General features: G+C 72.8%; 16 protein-coding genes. All 16 read left to right on the forward strand.

The features are described from left to right. Nucleotides 1-56 precede the first annotated feature (56 nt). A complete protein-coding gene (locus LEP48_RS17035) occupies nucleotides 57-1,382 on the forward strand; it encodes a geranylgeranyl reductase family protein (protein ID WP_225566772.1) in 1,326 nt (441 codons plus the stop codon). Nucleotides 1,383-1,437: 55 nt separating this feature from the next. Continuing rightward, nucleotides 1,438-1,800, forward strand: a complete 363-nt coding sequence (locus tag LEP48_RS17040) for an NADH-quinone oxidoreductase subunit A (RefSeq protein ID WP_225566773.1) — start codon at nucleotides 1,438-1,440, stop codon at nucleotides 1,798-1,800. Between the two features lie 85 nt (nucleotides 1,801-1,885). Continuing rightward, nucleotides 1,886-2,437, forward strand: coding sequence for a NuoB/complex I 20 kDa subunit family protein (locus tag LEP48_RS17045; RefSeq protein WP_225566774.1), 552 nt, complete (start codon nucleotides 1,886-1,888; stop codon nucleotides 2,435-2,437). After that, complete coding sequence (locus LEP48_RS17050; RefSeq protein WP_225566775.1) at nucleotides 2,434-3,252, forward strand: NADH-quinone oxidoreductase subunit C; 819 nt, start codon at nucleotides 2,434-2,436, stop codon at nucleotides 3,250-3,252. The genes LEP48_RS17045 and LEP48_RS17050 overlap by 4 nt, the downstream gene beginning before the upstream one ends. After that, nucleotides 3,249-4,592: an NADH-quinone oxidoreductase subunit D gene (locus LEP48_RS17055; protein ID WP_225566776.1), complete on the forward strand. Its 1,344-nt coding sequence runs from the start codon at nucleotides 3,249-3,251 to the stop codon at nucleotides 4,590-4,592. Before LEP48_RS17050 ends, LEP48_RS17055 begins: the two co-directional genes overlap by 4 nt. Further along, complete coding sequence (nuoE, locus tag LEP48_RS17060) at nucleotides 4,589-5,485, forward strand: NADH-quinone oxidoreductase subunit NuoE (RefSeq protein WP_225566777.1); 897 nt, start codon at nucleotides 4,589-4,591, stop codon at nucleotides 5,483-5,485. The genes LEP48_RS17055 and nuoE overlap by 4 nt, the downstream gene beginning before the upstream one ends. Continuing rightward, nucleotides 5,478-6,818, forward strand: coding sequence for an NADH-quinone oxidoreductase subunit NuoF (gene nuoF, locus LEP48_RS17065; protein ID WP_225566778.1), 1,341 nt, complete (start codon nucleotides 5,478-5,480; stop codon nucleotides 6,816-6,818). Before nuoE ends, nuoF begins: the two co-directional genes overlap by 8 nt. After that, nucleotides 6,818-9,490 (forward strand): NADH-quinone oxidoreductase subunit G, encoded by a 2,673-nt coding sequence (locus LEP48_RS17070; protein ID WP_225566779.1) that lies wholly within the window; start codon nucleotides 6,818-6,820, stop codon nucleotides 9,488-9,490. The genes nuoF and LEP48_RS17070 overlap by 1 nt, the downstream gene beginning before the upstream one ends. After that, nucleotides 9,487-10,854: an NADH-quinone oxidoreductase subunit NuoH gene (gene nuoH / locus LEP48_RS17075; RefSeq protein ID WP_225566780.1), complete on the forward strand. Its 1,368-nt coding sequence runs from the start codon at nucleotides 9,487-9,489 to the stop codon at nucleotides 10,852-10,854. The genes LEP48_RS17070 and nuoH overlap by 4 nt, the downstream gene beginning before the upstream one ends. Further along, entirely contained in the window at nucleotides 10,851-11,618 is a 768-nt protein-coding gene (gene nuoI / locus LEP48_RS17080; protein WP_225566781.1) for an NADH-quinone oxidoreductase subunit NuoI, read from the forward strand. The genes nuoH and nuoI overlap by 4 nt, the downstream gene beginning before the upstream one ends. Beyond that, nucleotides 11,615-12,472, forward strand: a complete 858-nt coding sequence (locus tag LEP48_RS17085) for an NADH-quinone oxidoreductase subunit J (RefSeq protein ID WP_225566782.1) — start codon at nucleotides 11,615-11,617, stop codon at nucleotides 12,470-12,472. The genes nuoI and LEP48_RS17085 overlap by 4 nt, the downstream gene beginning before the upstream one ends. Beyond that, the gene (gene nuoK, locus LEP48_RS17090; RefSeq protein WP_225566783.1) at nucleotides 12,472-12,771 is read left to right on the forward strand and encodes an NADH-quinone oxidoreductase subunit NuoK; all 300 of its coding nucleotides are present in this window, start codon (nucleotides 12,472-12,474) and stop codon (nucleotides 12,769-12,771) included. Before LEP48_RS17085 ends, nuoK begins: the two co-directional genes overlap by 1 nt. A 13-nt stretch (nucleotides 12,772-12,784) precedes the next feature. Then, nucleotides 12,785-14,719 (forward strand): NADH-quinone oxidoreductase subunit L, encoded by a 1,935-nt coding sequence (gene nuoL, locus LEP48_RS17095; RefSeq protein ID WP_225566784.1) that lies wholly within the window; start codon nucleotides 12,785-12,787, stop codon nucleotides 14,717-14,719. A 16-nt stretch (nucleotides 14,720-14,735) separates the two neighbouring features. Then, complete coding sequence (locus LEP48_RS17100) at nucleotides 14,736-16,355, forward strand: NADH-quinone oxidoreductase subunit M (protein ID WP_225566785.1); 1,620 nt, start codon at nucleotides 14,736-14,738, stop codon at nucleotides 16,353-16,355. Beyond that, nucleotides 16,352-18,094, forward strand: a complete 1,743-nt coding sequence (nuoN, locus tag LEP48_RS17105; RefSeq protein ID WP_225566786.1) for an NADH-quinone oxidoreductase subunit NuoN — start codon at nucleotides 16,352-16,354, stop codon at nucleotides 18,092-18,094. Before LEP48_RS17100 ends, nuoN begins: the two co-directional genes overlap by 4 nt. Before the next feature lie 265 nt (nucleotides 18,095-18,359). Next, on the forward strand, nucleotides 18,360-19,304 hold the full coding sequence (locus tag LEP48_RS17110) for a polyprenyl synthetase family protein (protein ID WP_225566810.1): 945 nt from the start codon (nucleotides 18,360-18,362) through the stop codon (nucleotides 19,302-19,304). The last annotated feature ends 3 nt before the right edge of the window (nucleotides 19,305-19,307 follow it).

The raw sequence follows: 19,307 nt of genomic DNA on the forward strand, positions 1-19,307 counted from the left end.
TCACAAGTCGACCCCGGCACCGTCGCCGGGGCGCTCGAGGGAGCGGAGGTGTGCACGTGCGAGCAGGCCGTGATGACGACGCAGACGTCATCGTGGTGGGCGCCGGCCCGGCCGGGACGTCCACCGCGCACTGGTGCGCCAGCGCGGGCCTCGACGTGCTCCTGCTCGAGAAGGCGTCCTTCCCCCGCGACAAGGTCTGCGGGGACGGGCTCACGCCCCGCGCCGTCGGCGAGCTGGCCCGCATGGGCGTCGCCACGCAGGAAGAGGACGGCTGGATCCGCAACGAGGGCCTGCGCGTCGTCGCGGGCGGCCGCTCCTGGGAGCTGGCCTGGCCGGACATCGTGAGCTACCCCGGGTACGGCATGGCTCGTTCCCGCATGACGCTCGACCACCGTCTGGCGCAGCACGCCCAGGCCAGCGGCGCCAAGCTGCTCGAACGCACCAAGGTGACCGCTCCGCTGCTGGACGAGCGCACGGGCAGGGTCGTGGGCGTCGAGGCCCAGCCGCTCGACGCACGCGGCCGGGCCGACGGTGTCACCACCACCTACCGCGCACCCGTCGTCGTCGCGGCGGACGGCGTCTCCTCCCGGTTCGCGACGGCGCTCGGCATCACGCGCCGCGACGACCGCCCGCTGGGCACCGCGGTCCGCACGTACTTCCGCACGCAGACCGCGGCGGGGACGACGACGCGGCACGAGGACCCGTGGATGGAGTCCCACCTCGAGCTGTGGGACGGTGCCCCGGGGGCCTCCAACCTGCTGCCCGGCTACGGCTGGATCTTCGCCCTCGGCGACGGCACCACCAACGTGGGCCTGGGCGCCGTGAGCTCCACACCGGCGAAGCAGTCCGCGGCCGGCAACGACTACCGTGCGCTGCTCGAGACGTGGGTGCGCAACACCCCCGACGAGTGGGGCTTCCGCCCGGAGAACCAGGTCGGGCCGATCCGGGGCGCCGCACTGCCGATGGGGTTCAACCGCGGACCGCTGTACCGCGACGGCGCGCTGCTCGTCGGCGACGCCGCCGGCATGGTCAGCCCCTTCAACGGCGAGGGCATCGCCTACGGCCTGCAGGCCGGCCGGGTCGCGGCCGACGCGATCGCCCAGGCGCGCACCCGCGCCAGCGACGACGCCCGCGAGGCGACCCTGACGACGTACGCGGACCGGATGCGGGCCGACCTGGGCGGGTACTACACGCTCGGGCGCTGGTTCGTGCAGCTGATCGAGCACCCGCAGATCATGCGCGCGTGCGTGAAGTACGGGCTGCCGCGGCCGGTGGTCATGCGGTTCGTGCTCAAGCTGCTGTCGGACTGCTACGAGCCGCGCGGCGGTGACTGGGTGGACCGGGTCATCGCGGGGCTCACCAGGGTGGTCCCGGCGGCATGAGTCACGACGAGCACAAGGAAGTGGTCGGAATGCGAGCGCAGGGCAGGGAGAGGCGATGACCAATCCGTACGTCCCGGTACTGATCCTCATGGGGGTGGCCGCCGTGCTCGCCCTCGGGGGCGTCGCGGCGAGCGCCGTCATCGGCCCTCGGCGGTACAACCGCGCCAAGCTCGACGCCTACGAGTGCGGCATCGAGCCCACGCCCCTCGCCGACGGCGGCGGGCGGCTGCCCATCAAGTACTACCTGGTGGCGATGACGTTCATCGTGTTCGACATCGAGGTGGTGTTCCTCTACCCGTGGGCGGTGGACTTCGCCGTCCTGGCCGGCTTCGGGCTCGTCGCGATGCTGGCGTTCCTGGCGCTGATCACGGTGCCGTTCGTCTACGAGTGGAGGCGCGGCGGCTTCGACTGGGTCTGACGACCCGCCCCCGGGCTCCCCCGGGGAACGCACGGCAACGGTGCCGCACGAACGGCGGCGCATCTCTTGACGAGGGGTTGGGCACATGGGGCTGGAAGAGGCGCCGTCGGGCTTCCTGCTGACGACGATCGAGGACCTGGCGGGCTACCTGCGCAAGGCGTCGGTGTGGCCGGTGACGTTCGGGCTGGCGTGCTGCGCCATCGAGATGATGGCGGCCGGCGCGTCCCGCTTCGACCTGTCGCGGTTCGGCATGGAGGTGTTCCGCGCGTCGCCCCGGCAGGCCGACCTCATGATCGTGGCCGGCCGGGTCAGCCAGAAGATGGCCCCGGTCGTGCGCCAGGTCTACGACCAGATGAGCGAGCCCAAGTGGGTGCTCTCGATGGGCGTGTGCGCCTCCAGCGGCGGCATGTTCAACAACTACGCGATCGTGCAGGGCGTCGACCACATCCTCCCCGTGGACATCTACCTGCCCGGCTGCCCGCCGCGGCCGGAGATGCTCATCAACGCGATCCTGGCCCTGCACCAGCAGATCCAGGACGCGCCGCTGGGTGTGAACCGCCGCGAGGCGGCGGCCGCCGCCGAGGCCGCGGCGCTGGAGGCGACGCCGACGTTCGAGCTCAAGGGGCTGCTGCGATGACGGACAAGGACGAGCGCGCCGCCACGTCGGGCGCCTCGGGCTCGCCGGCCGCGGTGACGTCGCCGGGCACCGTGGCGGCACCGGGGACGGTGCCTGAGGCGACCTCGCCCGTCGAGGGCGCCGCCGCGGCCCCCGAGGTGGTCGGGGTCCGGCGCGGGATGTTCGGACCCGAGGGCTCCGGCGACACGTCGGGGTACGGCGGGCTCGTGCGGCCGGTCGTCATGGCCGGTGCGGCGACCCGCCCCTACGGCGGGTGGTTCGACGAGGCCGTGGACGTCCTGGCCGAGGTGCTGGGCGAGGCGGGCGTGACGTTCGACGACGCCGTGGAGCGCGTCGTCGTCAGCCCGCAGACCGACCCCCCGAGCGAGCACGCCGAGCTGACCCTGTTCGTGGCGCGGGCGCACCTGGTCGCGGTGTGCCGCGCGCTGCGCGACGACCAGGACCTCCGGTTCGAGCTGAGCCTCGGCGTCTCCGGCGTGCACTACCCGGAGGACGTCGGCCGCGAGCTGCACGCCGTCTACCACCTGACGTCGGTGACCCACGGGCGGCGGGTTCGCGTGGAGGTCGCGTGCCCCGACGCGGACCCGCACGTCCCGTCCACGACGTCGGTGTACCCCACCAACGACTGGCACGAGCGCGAGACCTGGGACTTCTTCGGCATCGTCTTCGACGGCCACCCCGGCCTGGCGCGCATCGAGATGCCGGATGACTGGCCGGGCCACCCGCAGCGCAAGGACTACCCGCTCGGAGGCATCCCCGTGGAGTACAAGGGCGCCACGGTGCCGCCGCCGGACACGAGGAGGCAGTACTCGTGACCACTGGAACCTTCCACTCCACGAAGCCGGCGACGGACGACTTCGACCCGGGCGTCCCCGGGTTCGAGGCCTCCGGCGGCGACTGGGACGAGATCGCTCGCGAGGCCATCGGCGAGGAGCGCATCGTCGTCAACATGGGCCCGCAGCACCCGTCCACCCACGGCGTGCTCCGTCTCATGCTCGAGATCGACGGCGAGCGCGTCACCGAGGCACGATGCGGCATCGGCTACCTGCACACCGGCATCGAGAAGAACATGGAGTTCCGCACCTGGACGCAGGGCACCACGTTCTGCACCCGGATGGACTACCTGGCCCCGTTCTTCCAGGAGACGGCGTTCTGCCTGGCCACGGAGAAGCTGCTGGGTGTCACGGACGAGGTGCCCGAGCGGGCGTCGGTCATCCGCGTCCTCATGATGGAGCTCAACCGGATCGCCTCCCACCTGGTGTGTCTGGGCACGGGCGGCAACGAGATGGGCGCGACCACGATCATGACCATCGGGTTCACCGCCCGCGAGGAGATCCTGCGGCTGTTCGAGGCCGCCACCGGGCTGCGGATGAACCACGCGTACGTGCGCCCGGGCGGCGTCGCGCAGGACACCCCCGAGGGCTTCGAGGACCAGGTCCGTGACGCCCTGCCGAAGATCCGCCACTACCTCGGCCAGCTCGGCGACCTCATGCTCGCCAACCCGATCTTCAAGGGCCGCCTCGTCGACGTCGGCGTGCTGAACCTCACCGGGTGCATGGCGCTCGGCGTCACCGGCCCGGTGCTCCGCTCCGCGGGCCTGCCGTACGACGTGCGCAAGGCGTTCCCCTACAGCGGCTACGAGACGTACGACTTCGACGTCCCGACCTCCACGGACGCCGACTGCTTCGCCCGCGTCGTGCTGCGGATCGAGGAGTGCTACCAGTCGCTGCGGATCGTGGAGCAGTGCCTCACCAGGCTGCGCGACACCACCGGCGCGCCGGTCATGGTGGCGGACAAGAAGATCGCCTGGCCCGCCCAGCTCGCCGTCGGCGACGACGGGCAGGGCAACTCCCTGGACCACATCCGCCACATCATGGGCAACTCGATGGAGGCGCTCATCCACCACTTCAAGCTGGTGACGGAGGGCTTCCGGGTGCCTGCCGGGCAGACGTGGCAGACCGTCGAGCACCCGCGCGGCGAGCTCGGCGTGCACGCCGTCTCCGACGGTGGGACCAAGCCGTACCGGGCGCACTTCCGCGACCCGTCGTTCAACAACCTCCAGGCCGTGTCGGTCATGTGCGAGGGCGGCCAGGTGGCCGACGTCGTGGTGGCGGTCGCGTCCCTGGACCCGGTGCTGGGAGGGGTGGACCGATGACTGCCGAGCCCGCGAGCGCACGCTCCGCCACGAGGTACGACGCCGAGGTGCTGGCGTCGCTCGAGGCCGACGCGGCGCAGATCAGGTCCCGCTACCCGGACCCGAGGTCGGGCCTGCTGCCCATGCTCCACCTGGTGCAGTCGGTCGACGGGTACGTCAGCCGCGACGGGATCCTCTTCTGCGCCGAGCAGCTCGAGCTGACCCCGGCCGAGGTGAGCGCCGTCGCCACGTTCTACACCCAGTACAAGCGGCACCCCAACGGCACCTACACCGTGGGAGTGTGCACCAACACGCTGTGCGCGGTCATGGGCGGCGACGCCATCTTCGACGAGCTCAGCGACCACCTCGGCGTCGGGCACGACGAGACCACCGAGGACGGCGCCATCACCCTCGAGCGCGTCGAGTGCAACGCGGCCTGCGACTTCGCGCCGGTCGTGATGGTCAACTGGGAGTTCTTCGACAACCAGACCCCGGAGACGGCGACCGACCTCACGGACCGGCTGCGCGCCGGCGAGGACGTCGCACCCACCCGCGGCGCGGCGAAGGTGTGCTCGTTCAAGCACGTGAGCCGCGTGCTCGCGGGGTTCGACGACGGTCGCGCGGGCGAGGGTGTGGGGGCGGGGGAGCCGTCGCTCGCTGGTCTGCGCCTGGCCCGGGCCGCCGAAGCGGTGGACTCGGGTCCCGAGGGCGCGGGGGACTCCGGCCCGCGCCAGGACGACGGGCCGACGACGTCGGCCGGCCAGGACGGGGCGGCAGAGGTCGCACCCGAGACCGGCGGGGAGCAGTCGAGCGCCGAGCGGGAGCCCGTGGCGCCGGAGGACGACGAGCCGGGGCGCTCGCCGTCGAGCGGGGCCGTGAACCCCGAGCCGGAGAAGGAGGGTCAGGATGACTGAGCTCTTGCCCGTGCTCACCGACACGTGGGACGCGGAACGGTCCTGGACGCTCGGGGCGTACGAGGCCGCGGGCGGGTACGAGGGGCTGCGGACGTCCCTCGGGATGGACCCGGCCGACATCGTCGCCGCCGTCAAGGCCTCCGGGCTGCGGGGGCGCGGCGGTGCCGGGTTCCCCACGGGGATGAAGTGGGGCTTCCTGCCCCCGCCGGACGGCGGCCCGCGCTATCTCGTCGTCAACGCGGACGAGTCGGAGCCGGGGACCTGCAAGGACATCCCGCTGATGCTCGCCAGCCCGCAGCACCTGATCGAGGGCGTGGTGATCACCAGCTACGCCATCGGCTGCCACCACGCGTTCATCTACGTGCGCGGCGAGGTCGTGCACGTGTACCGCCGGCTCCTGGCCGCCGTGCAGGAGGCCTACGACGCCGGGTACCTGGGCAAGGACATCCAGGGCTCGGGATTCGACCTCGACGTCACGGTGCACGCCGGCGCCGGCGCCTACATCTGCGGCGAGGAGACGGCGCTGCTCGACTCGCTCGAGGGCAAGCGCGGCCAGCCGCGCCTCAAGCCGCCGTTCCCCGCCGTCGCCGGCCTGTACGCGCGGCCGACGGTCGTGAACAACGTCGAGTCCATCGCGTCGGTGCCGGGCATCATGAAGCACGGCGTCGACTGGTTCGCCTCGATGGGCACCGAGAAGTCGCAGGGCCACGGCCTCTTCTCGCTGTCCGGCCACGTCACCCGGCCCGGGCAGTACGAGGCGCCGCTCGGCATCACGCTGCGCGAGCTGCTCGACCAGGCGGGCGGCGTGCGCGCGGGGCACGAGCTGAAGTTCTGGACCCCGGGCGGGTCGTCGACGCCCCTGTTCACGGCGGACCACCTCGACACCCCGCTGGACTACGAGTCCGTCGGTGCCGCCGGGTCGATGCTCGGCACCCGCGCGCTCCAGATCTTCGACGAGACCACGTGCGTCGTGCGGGCGGTGAGCCGGTGGACCGACTTCTACGCGCACGAGTCCTGCGGCAAGTGCACCCCCTGCCGCGAGGGCACCTACTGGCTCAAGCAGGTGCTGCGACGGATCGAGGCCGGCCAGGGCGAGGAGCGGGACATCGACCTGCTGCTCGACCTGTGCGACAACATCCTCGGCCGCGCGTTCTGCGCCCTCGGCGACGGTGCGACGTCGCCGGTGACGAGCTCGATCCAGCTCTTCCGCGACGAGTACGAGGCGCACCTCGGCGGGCGCGGGTGCCCGTTCGACCCGAGTGCCAGCGCGCTGTTCGCGTACACACCCAAGCAGCCCCGGACCCCGGCCCTCGCCGGTGTGGGAGGTCACTGATGACGGCGACCACGGACACGTCGGCCACGGGCGGCCCGGTCGACAAGCCCGTCGAGACGGTCACGCTCACCATCGACGAGCTCGAGGTCACCGTGCCCAAGGGCACGCTGATCATCCGCGCCGCGGAACAGGTCGGGATCGAGATCCCACGGTTCTGCGACCACCCGCTGCTCGAGCCCGCGGGCGCGTGCCGGCAGTGCCTCGTCGAGGTCGCGATGCCGGACCGCGAGGGCAACGTGCGGGCGATGCCCAAGCCGCAGGCCTCGTGCACGATGACGGTCACGCCCGGCATGGTGGTCAAGACCCAGCGCACGTCGCCCGTGGCGGACAAGGCGCAGCACGGGGTCATGGAGCTGCTGCTCATGAACCACCCGCTCGACTGCCCGGTGTGCGACAAGGGCGGTGAGTGCCCGCTGCAGAACCAGGCGATGAGCAACGGCCGCCCGGACACGCGGTTCGAGGACGTCAAGCGCACGTTCCCCAAGCCCATCGCGGTGTCGACCCAGATCCTGCTCGACCGCGAGCGCTGCGTGCTGTGCCAGCGCTGCACGCGGTTCAGCGAGGAGATCGCGGGCGACGCGTTCATCGCCCTGCAGGAGCGCGGGTCGCACCAGCAGATCGGGCGGTTCGACGAGTCGGTGCTGGACTTCGCGCCGCCGACGTCCCAGGGCGCCGCCGCGGAGGCGACCGTCGGCGGGGCGCTGCCCGACACGTCGGGGCAGCCGTTCGCGTCGTACTACTCGGGGAACACGGTGCAGATCTGCCCGGTCGGGGCGCTCACCGGTGCGGCGTACCGCTTCCGGTCCCGCCCGTTCGACCTGGTGTCGACGCCGGCCGTCTCCGAGCACGACTCGTGCGGCTCGGCGATCCGCGTCGACCACCGTCGGGGCGTGGTGCTGCGACGGCTGTCGGGCGACGACCCGGTGGTGAACGAGGAGTGGATCACCGACAAGGACCGCTTCGCGTTCACCTGGCAGTCCGCGCCCGACCGGCTGACGACGCCGCTGGTCCGCGACCGGACGCTGGACGAGGAGGGCCAGGTCGTGCACCGCGGCGAGCTGCGGCCCGCCTCGTGGGCGGAGGCTCTCGAGCTCGCGGCCGAAGGGCTCGCCGAGGCGCGGGCCGCGGGCGGTGTCGGGGTGCTGCCCGGCGGGCGTCTCACCGTCGAGGACGCGTTCGCGTGGTCGCGGTTCGCCCGGACGGTGCTGCACACGCACGACGTCGACCAGCGCGCCCGGGTGCACTCCGGCGAGGAGGCAGCCTTCCTCGCCCACGCCGTCGCGGGTACGGGGATGGGCGTGACGTTCACCGACCTCGAGCAGGCGCCGGCCGTGCTGCTCGCGGGCCTCGAGGCCGAGGAGGAGGCCGGGGTCACCTACCTGCGGCTCCGCAAGGCGGTGCGCGCGCACGGGCTGCGGGTGTTCTCCGTGGCGCCGTTCGCCAGCCGAGGCCTGGCCCGGCTGGACGGCACGCTGCTGCCGGCCGCACCGGGCACCGAGGCCGAGTGGCTCGGCACGCTCGCCACGCAGGCCGGCGGCGGGCTCGTCCCCGCGGCCGCGGACGCCGAGATGCTCGGTACCGTGGCCGGCGCGCTGGCGGAGCCGGGCGCTGTCGTCCTCGTGGGTGAGCGGCTCGCGTCCTCGCCGGGCGCGTACTCCGCCGCCGTGCGGCTCGCGGCGGCGACCGGCGCACGGCTCGCGTGGATCCCGCGCCGCGCCGGAGAGCGCGGCGGCGTGGAGGCCGGCCTGCTCCCGGGCCTGCTGCCCGGTGGTCGTCCGGTCACCGACGCCGCGGCACGCCGCGAGGTCGCCGCGGCCTGGGGCATGGACGCCGAGGCGCTGGGCGCCGAGGCGGGCCGCGACGCCGGGGAGATCCTCGACGCCCTGTCCGTGGGCCAGCTCGCGGGGGCACTGGTCGGCGGCCTGGAGCTCGCCGACCTGCCCGACCCCGTGCACGCGCGCCGCGCCCTCGGCGCGGCTCGGTTCGTCGTCTCCCTCGAGGTGCGGCGCACCGCCGCGACCGAGCTCGCGGACGTCGTCCTGCCCGTCGCGCCGCCCGTCGAGCGCGCCGGGTCGTACTGGAACTGGGAGGGACGCGTGCGTGCGTTCGGGCAGGCGCTCGAGTCCGCCGCGCTGCCCGACCACCGGGTGCTCGACGCGCTCGCCGCGCAGGCCGGGGTGGACCTCGGTGCCGCGACGCCGCTCGCGGCGCACCAGGCGATCGGCGCCCTGCCCGCGTTCCGTGGGCCGCGCGCCGCGGAGCCGGACGGCGACAGGCACGAGCCACCGTCGGTCCCCGTGGGCTCGGCGGTGCTCGCGAGCTGGCACCTGCAGCTCGACGACGGCGCCCTGCAGGACGGCGAACAGTTCCTCGCCGGCACCGCGAAGCGTCCCGTGGCCCGCATGTCCGCGGCCACCGCGGCGAGCGTCGACGTGTACGACGGCGACCACGTCGCCGTGTCGACGGAGCGCGGCACGATCACGGTGCCGGTGGCGATCACCGAGATGGTCGACCACGTGGTGTGGCTGCCGCTGGCGTCGCGCGGGTGCCGGGTGCACGAGGAGCTCGGCGCGGTGCCCGGCGACCTGGTGCGCATCTCCCCGCCGTCGCCGGTGGGCGCCGCCGGGCCGCTCGGGACCACCGCACGCGACGACGACGGAGGTGTCGCATGATCCCCGGGGTCGCTGCCGACTTCAGCAACGACTGGCTCTGGGTCTCGGCCATCAAGGCCGTGCTCATCGTCGTCTTCCTGCTGACCAGCGTGCTGTTCGCGATCTGGTTCGAGCGCAAGGTCGTGGCACGCATGCAGGTGCGTCCCGGCCCCAACTGGCACGGGCCGTTCGGCCTGCTCCAGTCGCTCGCGGACGCCATGAAGCTGCTGCTCAAGGAGGACGTGAACGTCACGCGGGCGGACCGGGTGGTCTACCTCCTGGCACCGATGATCTCGGTGTTCTGCTCGCTGCTGGTGTTCGCCGTCGTGCCGTTCGGGCCCGAGGTGACCATCCCGTTCACCGACTACTCGACCCCCGCCCAGCTCACCGACTTCCCGGTCGCCGTGCTGTACGTGCTGGCGTGCGCGTCCCTGGGCGTCTACGGGATCGTGCTCGGCGGCTGGTCGTCGGGCTCCACCTACCCGCTGCTCGGCGCGGTGCGCTCGACGGCGCAGGTGATCTCCTACGAGCTGGCGATGGGCCTGTCCCTGGTGAGCGTCTTCATCATGGCCGGCTCGATGTCGACGTCGCAGATCGTCGCCTCGCAGGCGGGCATCTGGTGGTTCCTGCCGCTGCTGCCTGCGTTCGTGGTCTACGTGATCTCGATGATCGGCGAGACGAACCGCCTGCCGTTCGACCTGCCCGAGGCCGAGGGCGAGCTCGTCTCCGGCTACATGACCGAGTACTCGTCGATGAAGTTCGCCTGGTTCTTCCTGGCGGAGTACATCAACATGCTCAACGTCTCCGCCGTGGCGACCACCCTGTTCCTCGGCGGCTGGCGGGCTCCGTGGCCGCTGTCCGCGGTCGCCGACGGCGCGCTCAACACCGGCTGGTGGCCGGTGCTGTGGTTCCTCGTCAAGCTCTGGGCCGTCATGTTCGTGTTCGTGTGGGTGCGCGGCACGCTGCTGCGGCTGCGCTACGACCAGTTCATGGTGTTCGGCTGGAAGGTGCTCATCCCGGTCGCCCTCGCCTGGGTCGTGGTGCTCAGCGTCTTCCAGTACCTCGGCCTGGCGGGCGTGACCCGCACCCAGCTCATCACCGGCGTCGTCGTCGCGGGAGCCCTCGTGGTCGGCCTGCTGTGGTTGTGGCCGGACCGGCGGGGCGCGCCGCCCGGCGCCGAGGAGGGCGCCGACGGCGCCTCGGGGGCCGACGGCGCGGGCTTCGACGCCTTCGCCGGGGGCTACCCCGTGCCCCCGCTGCCGGGGCAGACCCTGCCGCCGTCGCCGCGGGCCCGGCGCCGGGTCCCGCCCGCCGCCGTGGGCGCCACCGACACCGGGAGCGCCACAGACACCACCGCCGTCGACCGATCCGAGGAGACGCGATGACCGACAAGCCGTACGAGCCGCTGCGCCCGAAGAAGGGCCCGCTGGGGGAGCTGCTCGCCCCGGTCGCAGGCTTCGGCGTGACGTTCTCGTCGATGTTCCGGCCCACCGTGACCGAGCAGTACCCGCGCACGAAGACGCCGCCGCAGCGGCGCTACCACGGCCGCCACCAGCTCAACCGGTACGCCGACGGCCTGGAGAAGTGCATCGGGTGCGAGCTGTGCGCCTGGGCGTGCCCCGCCGACGCGATCTACGTCGAGGGGGCGGACAACGCCGACCTGCCCGACGGCGGCCACATGTCGCCGGGCGAGCGGTACGGCCGCGTCTACCAGATCAACTACCTGCGCTGCATCTTCTGCGGGCTGTGCATCGAGGCGTGCCCCACCCGCGCGCTCACCATGACGAACGACTACGAGCTCGCGGGCCCGGAGCGCGCCGGGATGATCTACGAGAAGAAGGACCTCCTGGCGCCGCTGGCCGAGGGCATGCTCGCCGCCCCGCACCCCATGGTGGAGGGCACGACCGACACCGAGTACTACCGCGGGGAGGTCGCCGCGCCGACGGCGGAGCAGCTCGACTGGGTGCGCGACCGTCGTCCCGACGACGCGACCCTCTCGGGCGCCGAGCGCGTCGTGCACGGGGAGGCGCCGCCGCCCACCCCGAGCCGGCACCGGCTGCGGGGCAGCGCCACGAAGGCGGCCGTCGCGACGCGTGAGGCCGCGACCGGCGGCCACGTCGGCACGGGCAGCGCGGGGGGGCGGGCATGACCGTCTCGGGCGGCGAGACCGCCCTGTTCTGGGTGCTCGCGCCGCTCATGACGCTGGCCGCGCTCGGCCTGATCTTCGTGCGCCGCGCGGTGCACGCCGCGATCTGCGTGATGTTCGTGATGGTGGGGATGGCGATCCTGTACGTGGCGCAGGAGGCGTCGTTCCTCGGTGTCGTGCAGGTCGTCGTGTACACGGGCGCCGTGATGATGCTCTTCCTGTTCGTGCTCATGCTGGTGGGCATCGACGCCGCCGACTCGCTCACGGAGACCATCCGCGGCCAGCGGTGGCTCGGGGTGCTGCTCGGCCTCGGGCTGGCGGCGGTGCTGCTCGGTGTGATCTCCGCCGCGACGTTCCCGCCCGCCGTCGGGCTCGCGGAGGCCAACGCCGTCACGAACCCCGTGGCGCTGGCGCGGGTGCTCCTCGCCGACTACGTGCTCGCGATGGAGGTGGTCGGCGTGCTGCTGGTGACGGCGGCGCTCGCCGGGCTGGTGCTCACGCACCGACGCCGGATCAGCCCCAAGGTGACCCAGCGTGACCTCGCCCGGGAACGCGTGGCGGCCTTGCCGCAGGGCCGCACCCTCACGCCGCTGCCGGCACCCGGCGTGTACGCGCAGAACAACGCGATGGACACCCCGGCGCTGGGGCCGGACGGCGCGCCGCTGGAGCACTCCGTCCCGCGCGTGCTGCGGATCCGGGGCCAGGCCCGCTCGGCGACCGCCGTGCTCGCGGCCGAGGAGTCGCTCGTCGCCCGGGAGCTCGCCGACGCCGGCCTGCTCACCGCCGACGCCGATGCCGACGACGACGGTGCTCGCGCCGACGGCGCCCGCGACGCACACCAGGGGGAGGAGCGCTGATGGAGCTCACCAACTACCTCGGGCTCGCGGCGGTCCTGTTCGCGGTGGGAGCCGCGACCGTGCTGCTGCGCCGCAACGCGATCGTGGTGTTCATGGGCGTGGAGCTCATGCTCAACGCCACGAACCTCGCCTTCGTCACGTTCGCCCGCATCCACGGCGACGTCACGGGCCAGGTGCTCGCGTTCTTCGTCATGGTGGTGGCCGCCGCGGAGGTCGTGGTCGGCCTCGCCATCATCGTCATGATCTTCCGAGCCCGCCGGTCGGCCTCGGTCGACGACGTCAACCTGCTGCAGAGCTGAGAGGCCTCCGACGATGCAGACTCTCTCCCTCGCCCCCTGGCTGGTGGCCCTGCCGCTGATCGGCGCAGCGCTGCTGCTGCTCGCCGGCCGGCGCAGCGACCGCTGGGGGCACTGGCTGGGCGTGCTCGCCAGCGCCGCGACGTTCGTCGTCGGCCTCGTGATGCTGCTCGACATGCTCGGCACCCCGGCCGCGGACCGCGTGGCGCAGCACACCGTGGGCACCTGGCTCGACGCCGGCGGGCTGCACGTGGACCTCGGCTTCCAGGTGGACCCGCTGTCGCTGACGTTCGTCATGCTGGTGACGTTCGTCGGGACGCTGATCCACGTGTACTCCGTGGCCTACATGAGCCACGACGTCGACCGCCGCCGGTTCTTCGCCTACCTCAACCTGTTCGTCGCGGCGATGCTGCTGCTGGTCCTGGCCGACTCCTACCTGCTGCTGTTCGTCGGCTGGGAGGGCGTGGGCCTGGCCTCGTTCCTGCTCATCGGCTTCTGGGACGGCAAGCGCGAGAACGCGGTGGCCGGCAAGAAGGCGTTCGTGATGAACCGCGTGGGCGACATGGGGCTCGTCGCCGCGATGATGCTCATGTTCGCGGGCGTGGGCGCCGTCGACTTCGCCACGGTGCTCGGCAGCACGGGCTCCGGCGCGGTCGCGGGGGCCGGCCTGTCCGAGGGCACGTGGACGGCGATCGGCCTCATGCTGCTGCTCGCGGCGTGCGGCAAGAGCGCGCAGCTCCCGCTGCAGGCGTGGCTCGGGGACGCGATGGCCGGCCCGACGCCGGTGTCGGCGCTCATCCACGCGGCCACGATGGTCACCGCCGGCGTCTACCTGCTGGTGCGGTCGGGCCCCGTCCTCGAGGCCGCACCGGACGCGCAGCTCGTCGTCGCGATCGTCGGTGCGCTCACCCTGCTGTTCGGGGCGATCGTCGGTACCGCGAAGGACGACATCAAGAAGGCGCTCGCCGCCTCGACGATGTCGCAGATCGGCTACATGATGCTCGCGGCCGGTCTCGGCCCGATCGGGTACGCGTTCGCGATCTTCCACCTGCTCACGCACGGCTTCTTCAAGGCGGGGCTGTTCCTCGGCGCCGGGTCCGTGATGCACGCGATGGACGACGACGTGAACATGCGCCGCTTCGGCGGCCTCGCCCGGCTGCTGCCCGTCACCGCGATCACGATGGGCCTGGGCTGGCTCGCCATCCTGGGCGTCCCACCGTTCTCGGGCTTCTGGTCGAAGGACAAGATCATCGAGGCGGCGTTCGTCGGCGAGGGCTGGCGGCCGTGGGTCTTCGGCCTGGCCGCGCTGCTCGGCGCGGGGATCACGGCGTACTACATGTCCCGCCTGTTCTTCATGACGTTCGCCGGGCGTCGGCGCTGGAGCACCGACAGGTCGGACGACGAGGGCCGGGTCGAGCGGCACCCGCACGAGTCGCCGCTGCTCATGCAGTGGCCGATGATCATCCTCGCCGTCGGGTCGGTGGCCCTGGGCGGCATCCTCGCCGTCGGGAACCGCTTCGTCACGTGGCTCGAGCCGGTGACCGGGCACGTCGAGCACCACGAGCCGATCCTGCCGGTCTGGCTGCTCATGACCCTGACCCTGGTGCTCGTCCTGCTCGGCGCGGCGCTCGCGTTCCGGCAGTACGCGATGGCGGCCGTGCCCACCGACGCGCCCGCGGCGAACGTGCTGGTCCGGGCCGCCCGGGCCGACCTGCACCAGGACACGGTGAACGAGGCCGTCGTCATGCTGCCGGGCCAGTACCTCACGCGCTCGCTCGTGTACCTGGACAGGACCGCCGTCGACGGCGGCTGGCTGGGTCTCGCGGGGGCCGTCGGGAGGCTCGGCGCACTGCTGCGCAAGACGCAGAACGGTTACGTACGCACCTACGCGGCGACGATGCTGGGCGGCCTCGGCCTCGTGGCGCTCGTCGTGGCGATCCTGGCGAGCTGAGGACGGAAGGATGACGATGTCCACAGGATTCCCCTGGCTCACGGTCCTCATCGTGTGGCCGCTCGTGGCGGCCGCGGCGACGGCGCTCACCGGCCTCGGCCGCGGGCGGCCCGCCGCAGGGCCGGTCACGGGCGGTGGGCGGTTCGGTGCGGGCGTGGCCCGCACCGTCGCACTGGTCGGAGCGCTCGTCGAGGTCGTGCTGGTGGTCGGGGCGTTCACCGCCTTCGACACCGGCGCGGCGGGCACCCACCAGCTCGCGGAGACGCATGCCTGGATCCCCGCGCTCGGCGCGAGCTACGCGCTCGGGGTCGACGGCGTGGGGCTGCTGCTGGTCGCGCTGTCGGTCGGCCTGGTGCCCCTGGTGATCCTGGCCGCCTGGCGCGAGCAGGGCGGGGACCACGTGCGGCTGCGCCGCTACCTCGCCACCGTGCTCGTGCTGGAGGCGTTCATGGTGGCCGTGTTCGCGGCCCGCGACGTCTTCCTGTTCTACGTGCTCTTCGAGGCCATGCTCATCCCGGCCTACTTCCTGATCGGGTCGTTCGGGCAGGGGGCGCAGCGGCGGTACGCCGCGGTGAAGTTCCTGCTCTTCTCGCTCGCCGGCGGCCTGGTCATGCTGGTGGCCGTCATCGCGCTGTACCTGCAGGTGCCCGCGGCCGACCGCGGCCCGCAGACGTTCCTCACCGAGAACCTCACCGGCATCGCGCTCGACCCGACGGCCGAGAAGCTGATGTTCTGCGCGTTCTTCCTCGCGTTCGCGATCAAGGCGCCCGTGTTCGGCGTGCACTCGTGGCTGCCCGACGTCACGCAGAACGCCACGCCCGGCACGTCGACGCTGCTCATCTGCGTCCTGGACAAGGTCGGCACGTTCGGGATGCTCACGCTGTGCCTGCCGCTGTTCCCCGGGGCGAGCCGCTGGGCGGCGCCGTTCGTCGTGGTGCTCGCCGTGGTCTCGATCCTCTACGGCGCGATCCTGGCGATCGGGCAGCGTGACCTGCTGCGCCTCATCGGCTACACGTCGGTGTCCCACTTCGGGTTCATCGTGCTGGGCATCTTCACGTTCACGTCGCTGGGTGTCTCCGGCTCGGGCCTGATGATGCTCAACCACGGGATCTCGACGGGTGCGCTGTTCCTCATCGCGGGCTTCGCCATCGCGCGGCACCCGCGCTCGAGCCAGCTCATCGGCGACTTCGGCGGCCTGCGCGCCGTCGCGCCGGTGCTGGGCGGCACGTTCCTCGTGGCGGGACTGTCGGCCGCGTCGCTGCCCGGCCTGTCGACGTTCGTCTCCGAGATCATGGTGTTCATCGGCTCCTTCGCCCGCTGGCCCGCGGCCGTGCTGGTGGCGGTGCCCGCCGTCGTGCTCGCCGCCGTGTACGTGCTGCTCACCTACCAGCGCATGTTCACGGGCGCGCTCACCACCGAGCTCGCCGCAGCCCGCGACCTCGACGTCCGGGAGAAGACGGTGGCCGGCGTCCTGGTCGCCGCGCTCGTCGTGCTCGGCGTCGCGCCTGGACCGGTGCTCGACTACGTGCGGGAACCGGGGGCGGTCTCCGTCGAGCTGGTGGGCGAGACCGACCCACCCGCGCAGGCCCCGACAGGCTCCACCGACGAACCCGCGACCGAGGGGAGCGCGCTGTGAACGACTTCGTCGCACCGACCATCGACTGGGCGGCCGTCTCGCCCGTGCTCGTCGTGCTGGGCGCGGGGGTGCTCGGCGTCCTGCTGGAGGCGTTCGTCCCGGCCCGGGCACGCCGCACCACCCAGATCACCCTCACCCTCGCCGCCCTGGTGGCCTCGCTCGTCGCGGTCGGGCTGCTCTGGGAGCGGGTGTCCGAGGGCGCCGTGTCCGTGGTGGGCGGGTCATACCTGCTTACCCCGTTCGGACTGGGCATCCAGGCCGTCATCGCGATCAGCGCGCTCCTCGGCGTGCTGGTGATCGCCGACCGCACCACCACCGGGCAGGACTCCTTCGCCCCCGCGGCCGCGGCCGTGCCGGGCACCACGTACGAGGACGAGGCCCGCCGCGCGGGCCTGCAGCAGACCGAGATCTATCCGCTGCTGCTGTTCTCGACCGGTGGCATGCTGCTCTTCCCCGCCACCGACGACCTCATCGTCATGTTCGTGGCCCTCGAGGTGCTGTCGCTGCCCCTGTACGTGCTGTGCGCGACGGCGCGCCGTCGGCGCCTGCTCAGCCAGGAGGCCGCGTTCAAGTACTTCGTGCTGGGTGCGTTCGCGTCCGCGCTGTTCGTCTTCGGCGTCGCCCTCGTCTACGGGTTCGCCGGGACGGTCCGCCTGCAGGGCGTCGTCCAGGTGCTCGCCGACCCTGGGACGTCGCCGCTGGGCACGATGCGAGGGCTCGTCGTCGTCGGGCTGCTGCTGGTCCTGTCCGGGCTCCTGTTCAAGATCGGCGCCGCGCCGTTCCACACGTGGACGCCGGACGTGTACCAGGGGGCGCCCACGCCCATCACCGGCTTCATGGCCGCGTGCACGAAGACGGCGGCCGTGGGGGCGCTGGTACGGGTGCTCTTCACCCTGGCTCACGGGTTGGACGCCGACACCCGGCACGACGTGCAGGTGGCGCTGTGGGTGGTCGCGATCCTCACGATGGTGATCGGCAGCGTGGTGGGAGCCGTGCAGACCGACGTCAAGCGTCTGCTCGCCTACTCCTCGATCGCCCATGCCGGCTTCGTGCTGGTCGGCGTGGTCGGGCTGGACGAGGTCGGGTCGAGCGCCGTGGTGTTCTACCTGCTCGCCTACGGCCTCGCCACGATCGGGGCGTTCGCCGTGGTCACGCTGGTGCGCGAGCGCACCGTGTCGTCGGACGACCGCGCCGGCGCGCTCGGTGACACGACGGACGACGGCGTGGTGCTCGGCGAGGCGACCGCGCTGGCGCAGTGGGCCGGGCTGGGCCGCCGCGCGCCCTGGCTCACCGCAGCGTTCTCCCTGTTCCTGCTGTCGATGGCGGGCATCCCGCTCACCGCCGGGTTCATCGCCAAGTTCGGGGTGTTCTCCGCCGCGGTCGAGGCCGGCGCCTGGCCGCTCGCCCTGCTGGGCGTGCTCGGGTCGGCGGTGTCGGTGTTCTTCTACGTGCGCATCATCGTGTTCATGGTGCTCACGCCGCCGTCCGACGACGAGCCCGGCGCGGTCGTGGAGGCTGCGGAGGACGCGGGCTCGGTGACGGGCCCGGCCGGGGGAGCGCCGGCGCTCACCGGCACCGCCACCCGCGCCGTGGTGGCGCGCACCGTGGTGACCGTCGTCGGCTCCCGGGGGCCTGCGGCGGTCGCCATCGCGCTGTGCGCCGTCGGCGTGCTGCTGCTCGGCATCCTGCCCGCCGGCGCGCTGGACCTCGCCGGGCAGGCAGCGCAGTTCCGCCCCTGACGCCGGGGACCGCACCTCGTCCCGGACCGGCGCCCCTGGGTGCCGGTCCGGGGGCGCGGCCGCGGCCCGCCCACCGTGCGGTGAGACACGCGACGTGCCCGGGAGCCGTTTCGGTTCCGTGTTCGGGGGCACGGAAAGATAGGTTCGGACAGTGACCCGCGCACCCTTCGCGTCGACCTCCGGGCCGGAGCCCTCGCCGCCGTCGCCGTTGTCCACGGCGATCCCGTTGAACGACCCCGCGCTCTCCGACCGGTTGTCGGCGCGCATGGCCCTGGTGGACGCTGCCCTCGACGAGGCCGTGGCCTCCGCCGACACCCTCGCCGACGACGCGTCGCGCCACCTGGTGGCTGCGGGCGGCAAGCGGTTCCGTCCCCTGCTGACGCTGCTCGCGGGCGAGCTCGGGGACGGTGCGCGGCCGGAGCTGGTCGACGCCGCCGTCGTCGTCGAGCTCACCCAGGTCGCGTCGCTCTACCACGACGACGTCATGGACTCCGCGCCGCTGCGCCGCGGCGCACCGTCGGCGCACATGGTGTGGGGCAACTCGGTGGCCATCCTCGTGGGTGACCTGCTGTTCGCGCGCGCGTCCGCCCTCGTCGCGGGGCTCGGCCCGGAGGCGGTGGTGCTGCAGTCGCGCACCTTCGAGCGGATGTGCCTCGGCCAGCTGCACGAGACGGTCGGCCCGCGCGACGGCGAGGACCCGGTGGAGCACTACCTGCAGGTGCTCAGCGACAAGACGGCGTCCCTGCTCGCGACGTCGGCCCGCCTGGGCGCGATGTTCGGCGGCTGCCGGTCCGAGGTCGTGGACGCCGTCGGCGCCTACGGGGAGAAGGTGGGCGTCGCGTTCCAGCTCGCCGACGACGTCCTCGACATCGCCTCGAGCGGGGACGAGTCCGGCAAGACGCCGGGGACCGACCTGCGGGAGCACGTGCCCACCATGCCGGTGCTGCTGCTGCGCCAGCGGGTCGCGCGCGGCGAGGGCACCGCGGCCGACGTCGCCCTCGTCGAGCGGCTCGACGGCGACCTGTCGGGCGACGGGGCGCTGGCCGCCGTCGTTGCCGACCTGCGCGCGCACGAGGTGCTCGGCGAGACCCGCGAGCTGGCCGGGCGCTGGGCGCGCGAGGCGGCCGCCGAGCTGGCACCTCTGCCCGACGGACCCGTGAAGCAGGCGTTCGGCGACCTCGCCGAGGCGCTCGCGGACCGCGCGGCCTGACCA

Source organism: Isoptericola luteus (assembly GCF_020297055.1).
GTDB lineage: Bacteria > Actinomycetota > Actinomycetes > Actinomycetales > Cellulomonadaceae > Isoptericola > Isoptericola luteus.

Excerpts from the sequence above, each read along its gene's own strand:
- LEP48_RS17040 (WP_225566773.1), top strand. The coding sequence starts at position 1,438 with ATGACCAATCCGTACGTCCCGGTACTGATCCTCATGGGGGTGGCCGCC.
- LEP48_RS17045 (WP_225566774.1), top strand. The coding sequence starts at position 1,886 with ATGGGGCTGGAAGAGGCGCCGTCGGGCTTCCTGCTGACGACGATCGAG.
- LEP48_RS17050 (WP_225566775.1), top strand. The coding sequence starts at position 2,434 with ATGACGGACAAGGACGAGCGCGCCGCCACGTCGGGCGCCTCGGGCTCG.
- nuoE (WP_225566777.1), top strand. The coding sequence starts at position 4,589 with ATGACTGCCGAGCCCGCGAGCGCACGCTCCGCCACGAGGTACGACGCC.
- nuoF (WP_225566778.1), top strand. The coding sequence starts at position 5,478 with ATGACTGAGCTCTTGCCCGTGCTCACCGACACGTGGGACGCGGAACGG.
- LEP48_RS17070 (WP_225566779.1), top strand. The coding sequence starts at position 6,818 with ATGACGGCGACCACGGACACGTCGGCCACGGGCGGCCCGGTCGACAAG.
- nuoH (WP_225566780.1), top strand. The coding sequence starts at position 9,487 with ATGATCCCCGGGGTCGCTGCCGACTTCAGCAACGACTGGCTCTGGGTC.
- nuoI (WP_225566781.1), top strand. The coding sequence starts at position 10,851 with ATGACCGACAAGCCGTACGAGCCGCTGCGCCCGAAGAAGGGCCCGCTG.
- LEP48_RS17085 (WP_225566782.1), top strand. The coding sequence starts at position 11,615 with ATGACCGTCTCGGGCGGCGAGACCGCCCTGTTCTGGGTGCTCGCGCCG.
- nuoK (WP_225566783.1), top strand. The coding sequence starts at position 12,472 with ATGGAGCTCACCAACTACCTCGGGCTCGCGGCGGTCCTGTTCGCGGTG.
- nuoL (WP_225566784.1), top strand. The coding sequence starts at position 12,785 with ATGCAGACTCTCTCCCTCGCCCCCTGGCTGGTGGCCCTGCCGCTGATC.
- LEP48_RS17100 (WP_225566785.1), top strand. The coding sequence starts at position 14,736 with ATGTCCACAGGATTCCCCTGGCTCACGGTCCTCATCGTGTGGCCGCTC.
- LEP48_RS17110 (WP_225566810.1), top strand. The coding sequence starts at position 18,360 with ATGGCCCTGGTGGACGCTGCCCTCGACGAGGCCGTGGCCTCCGCCGAC.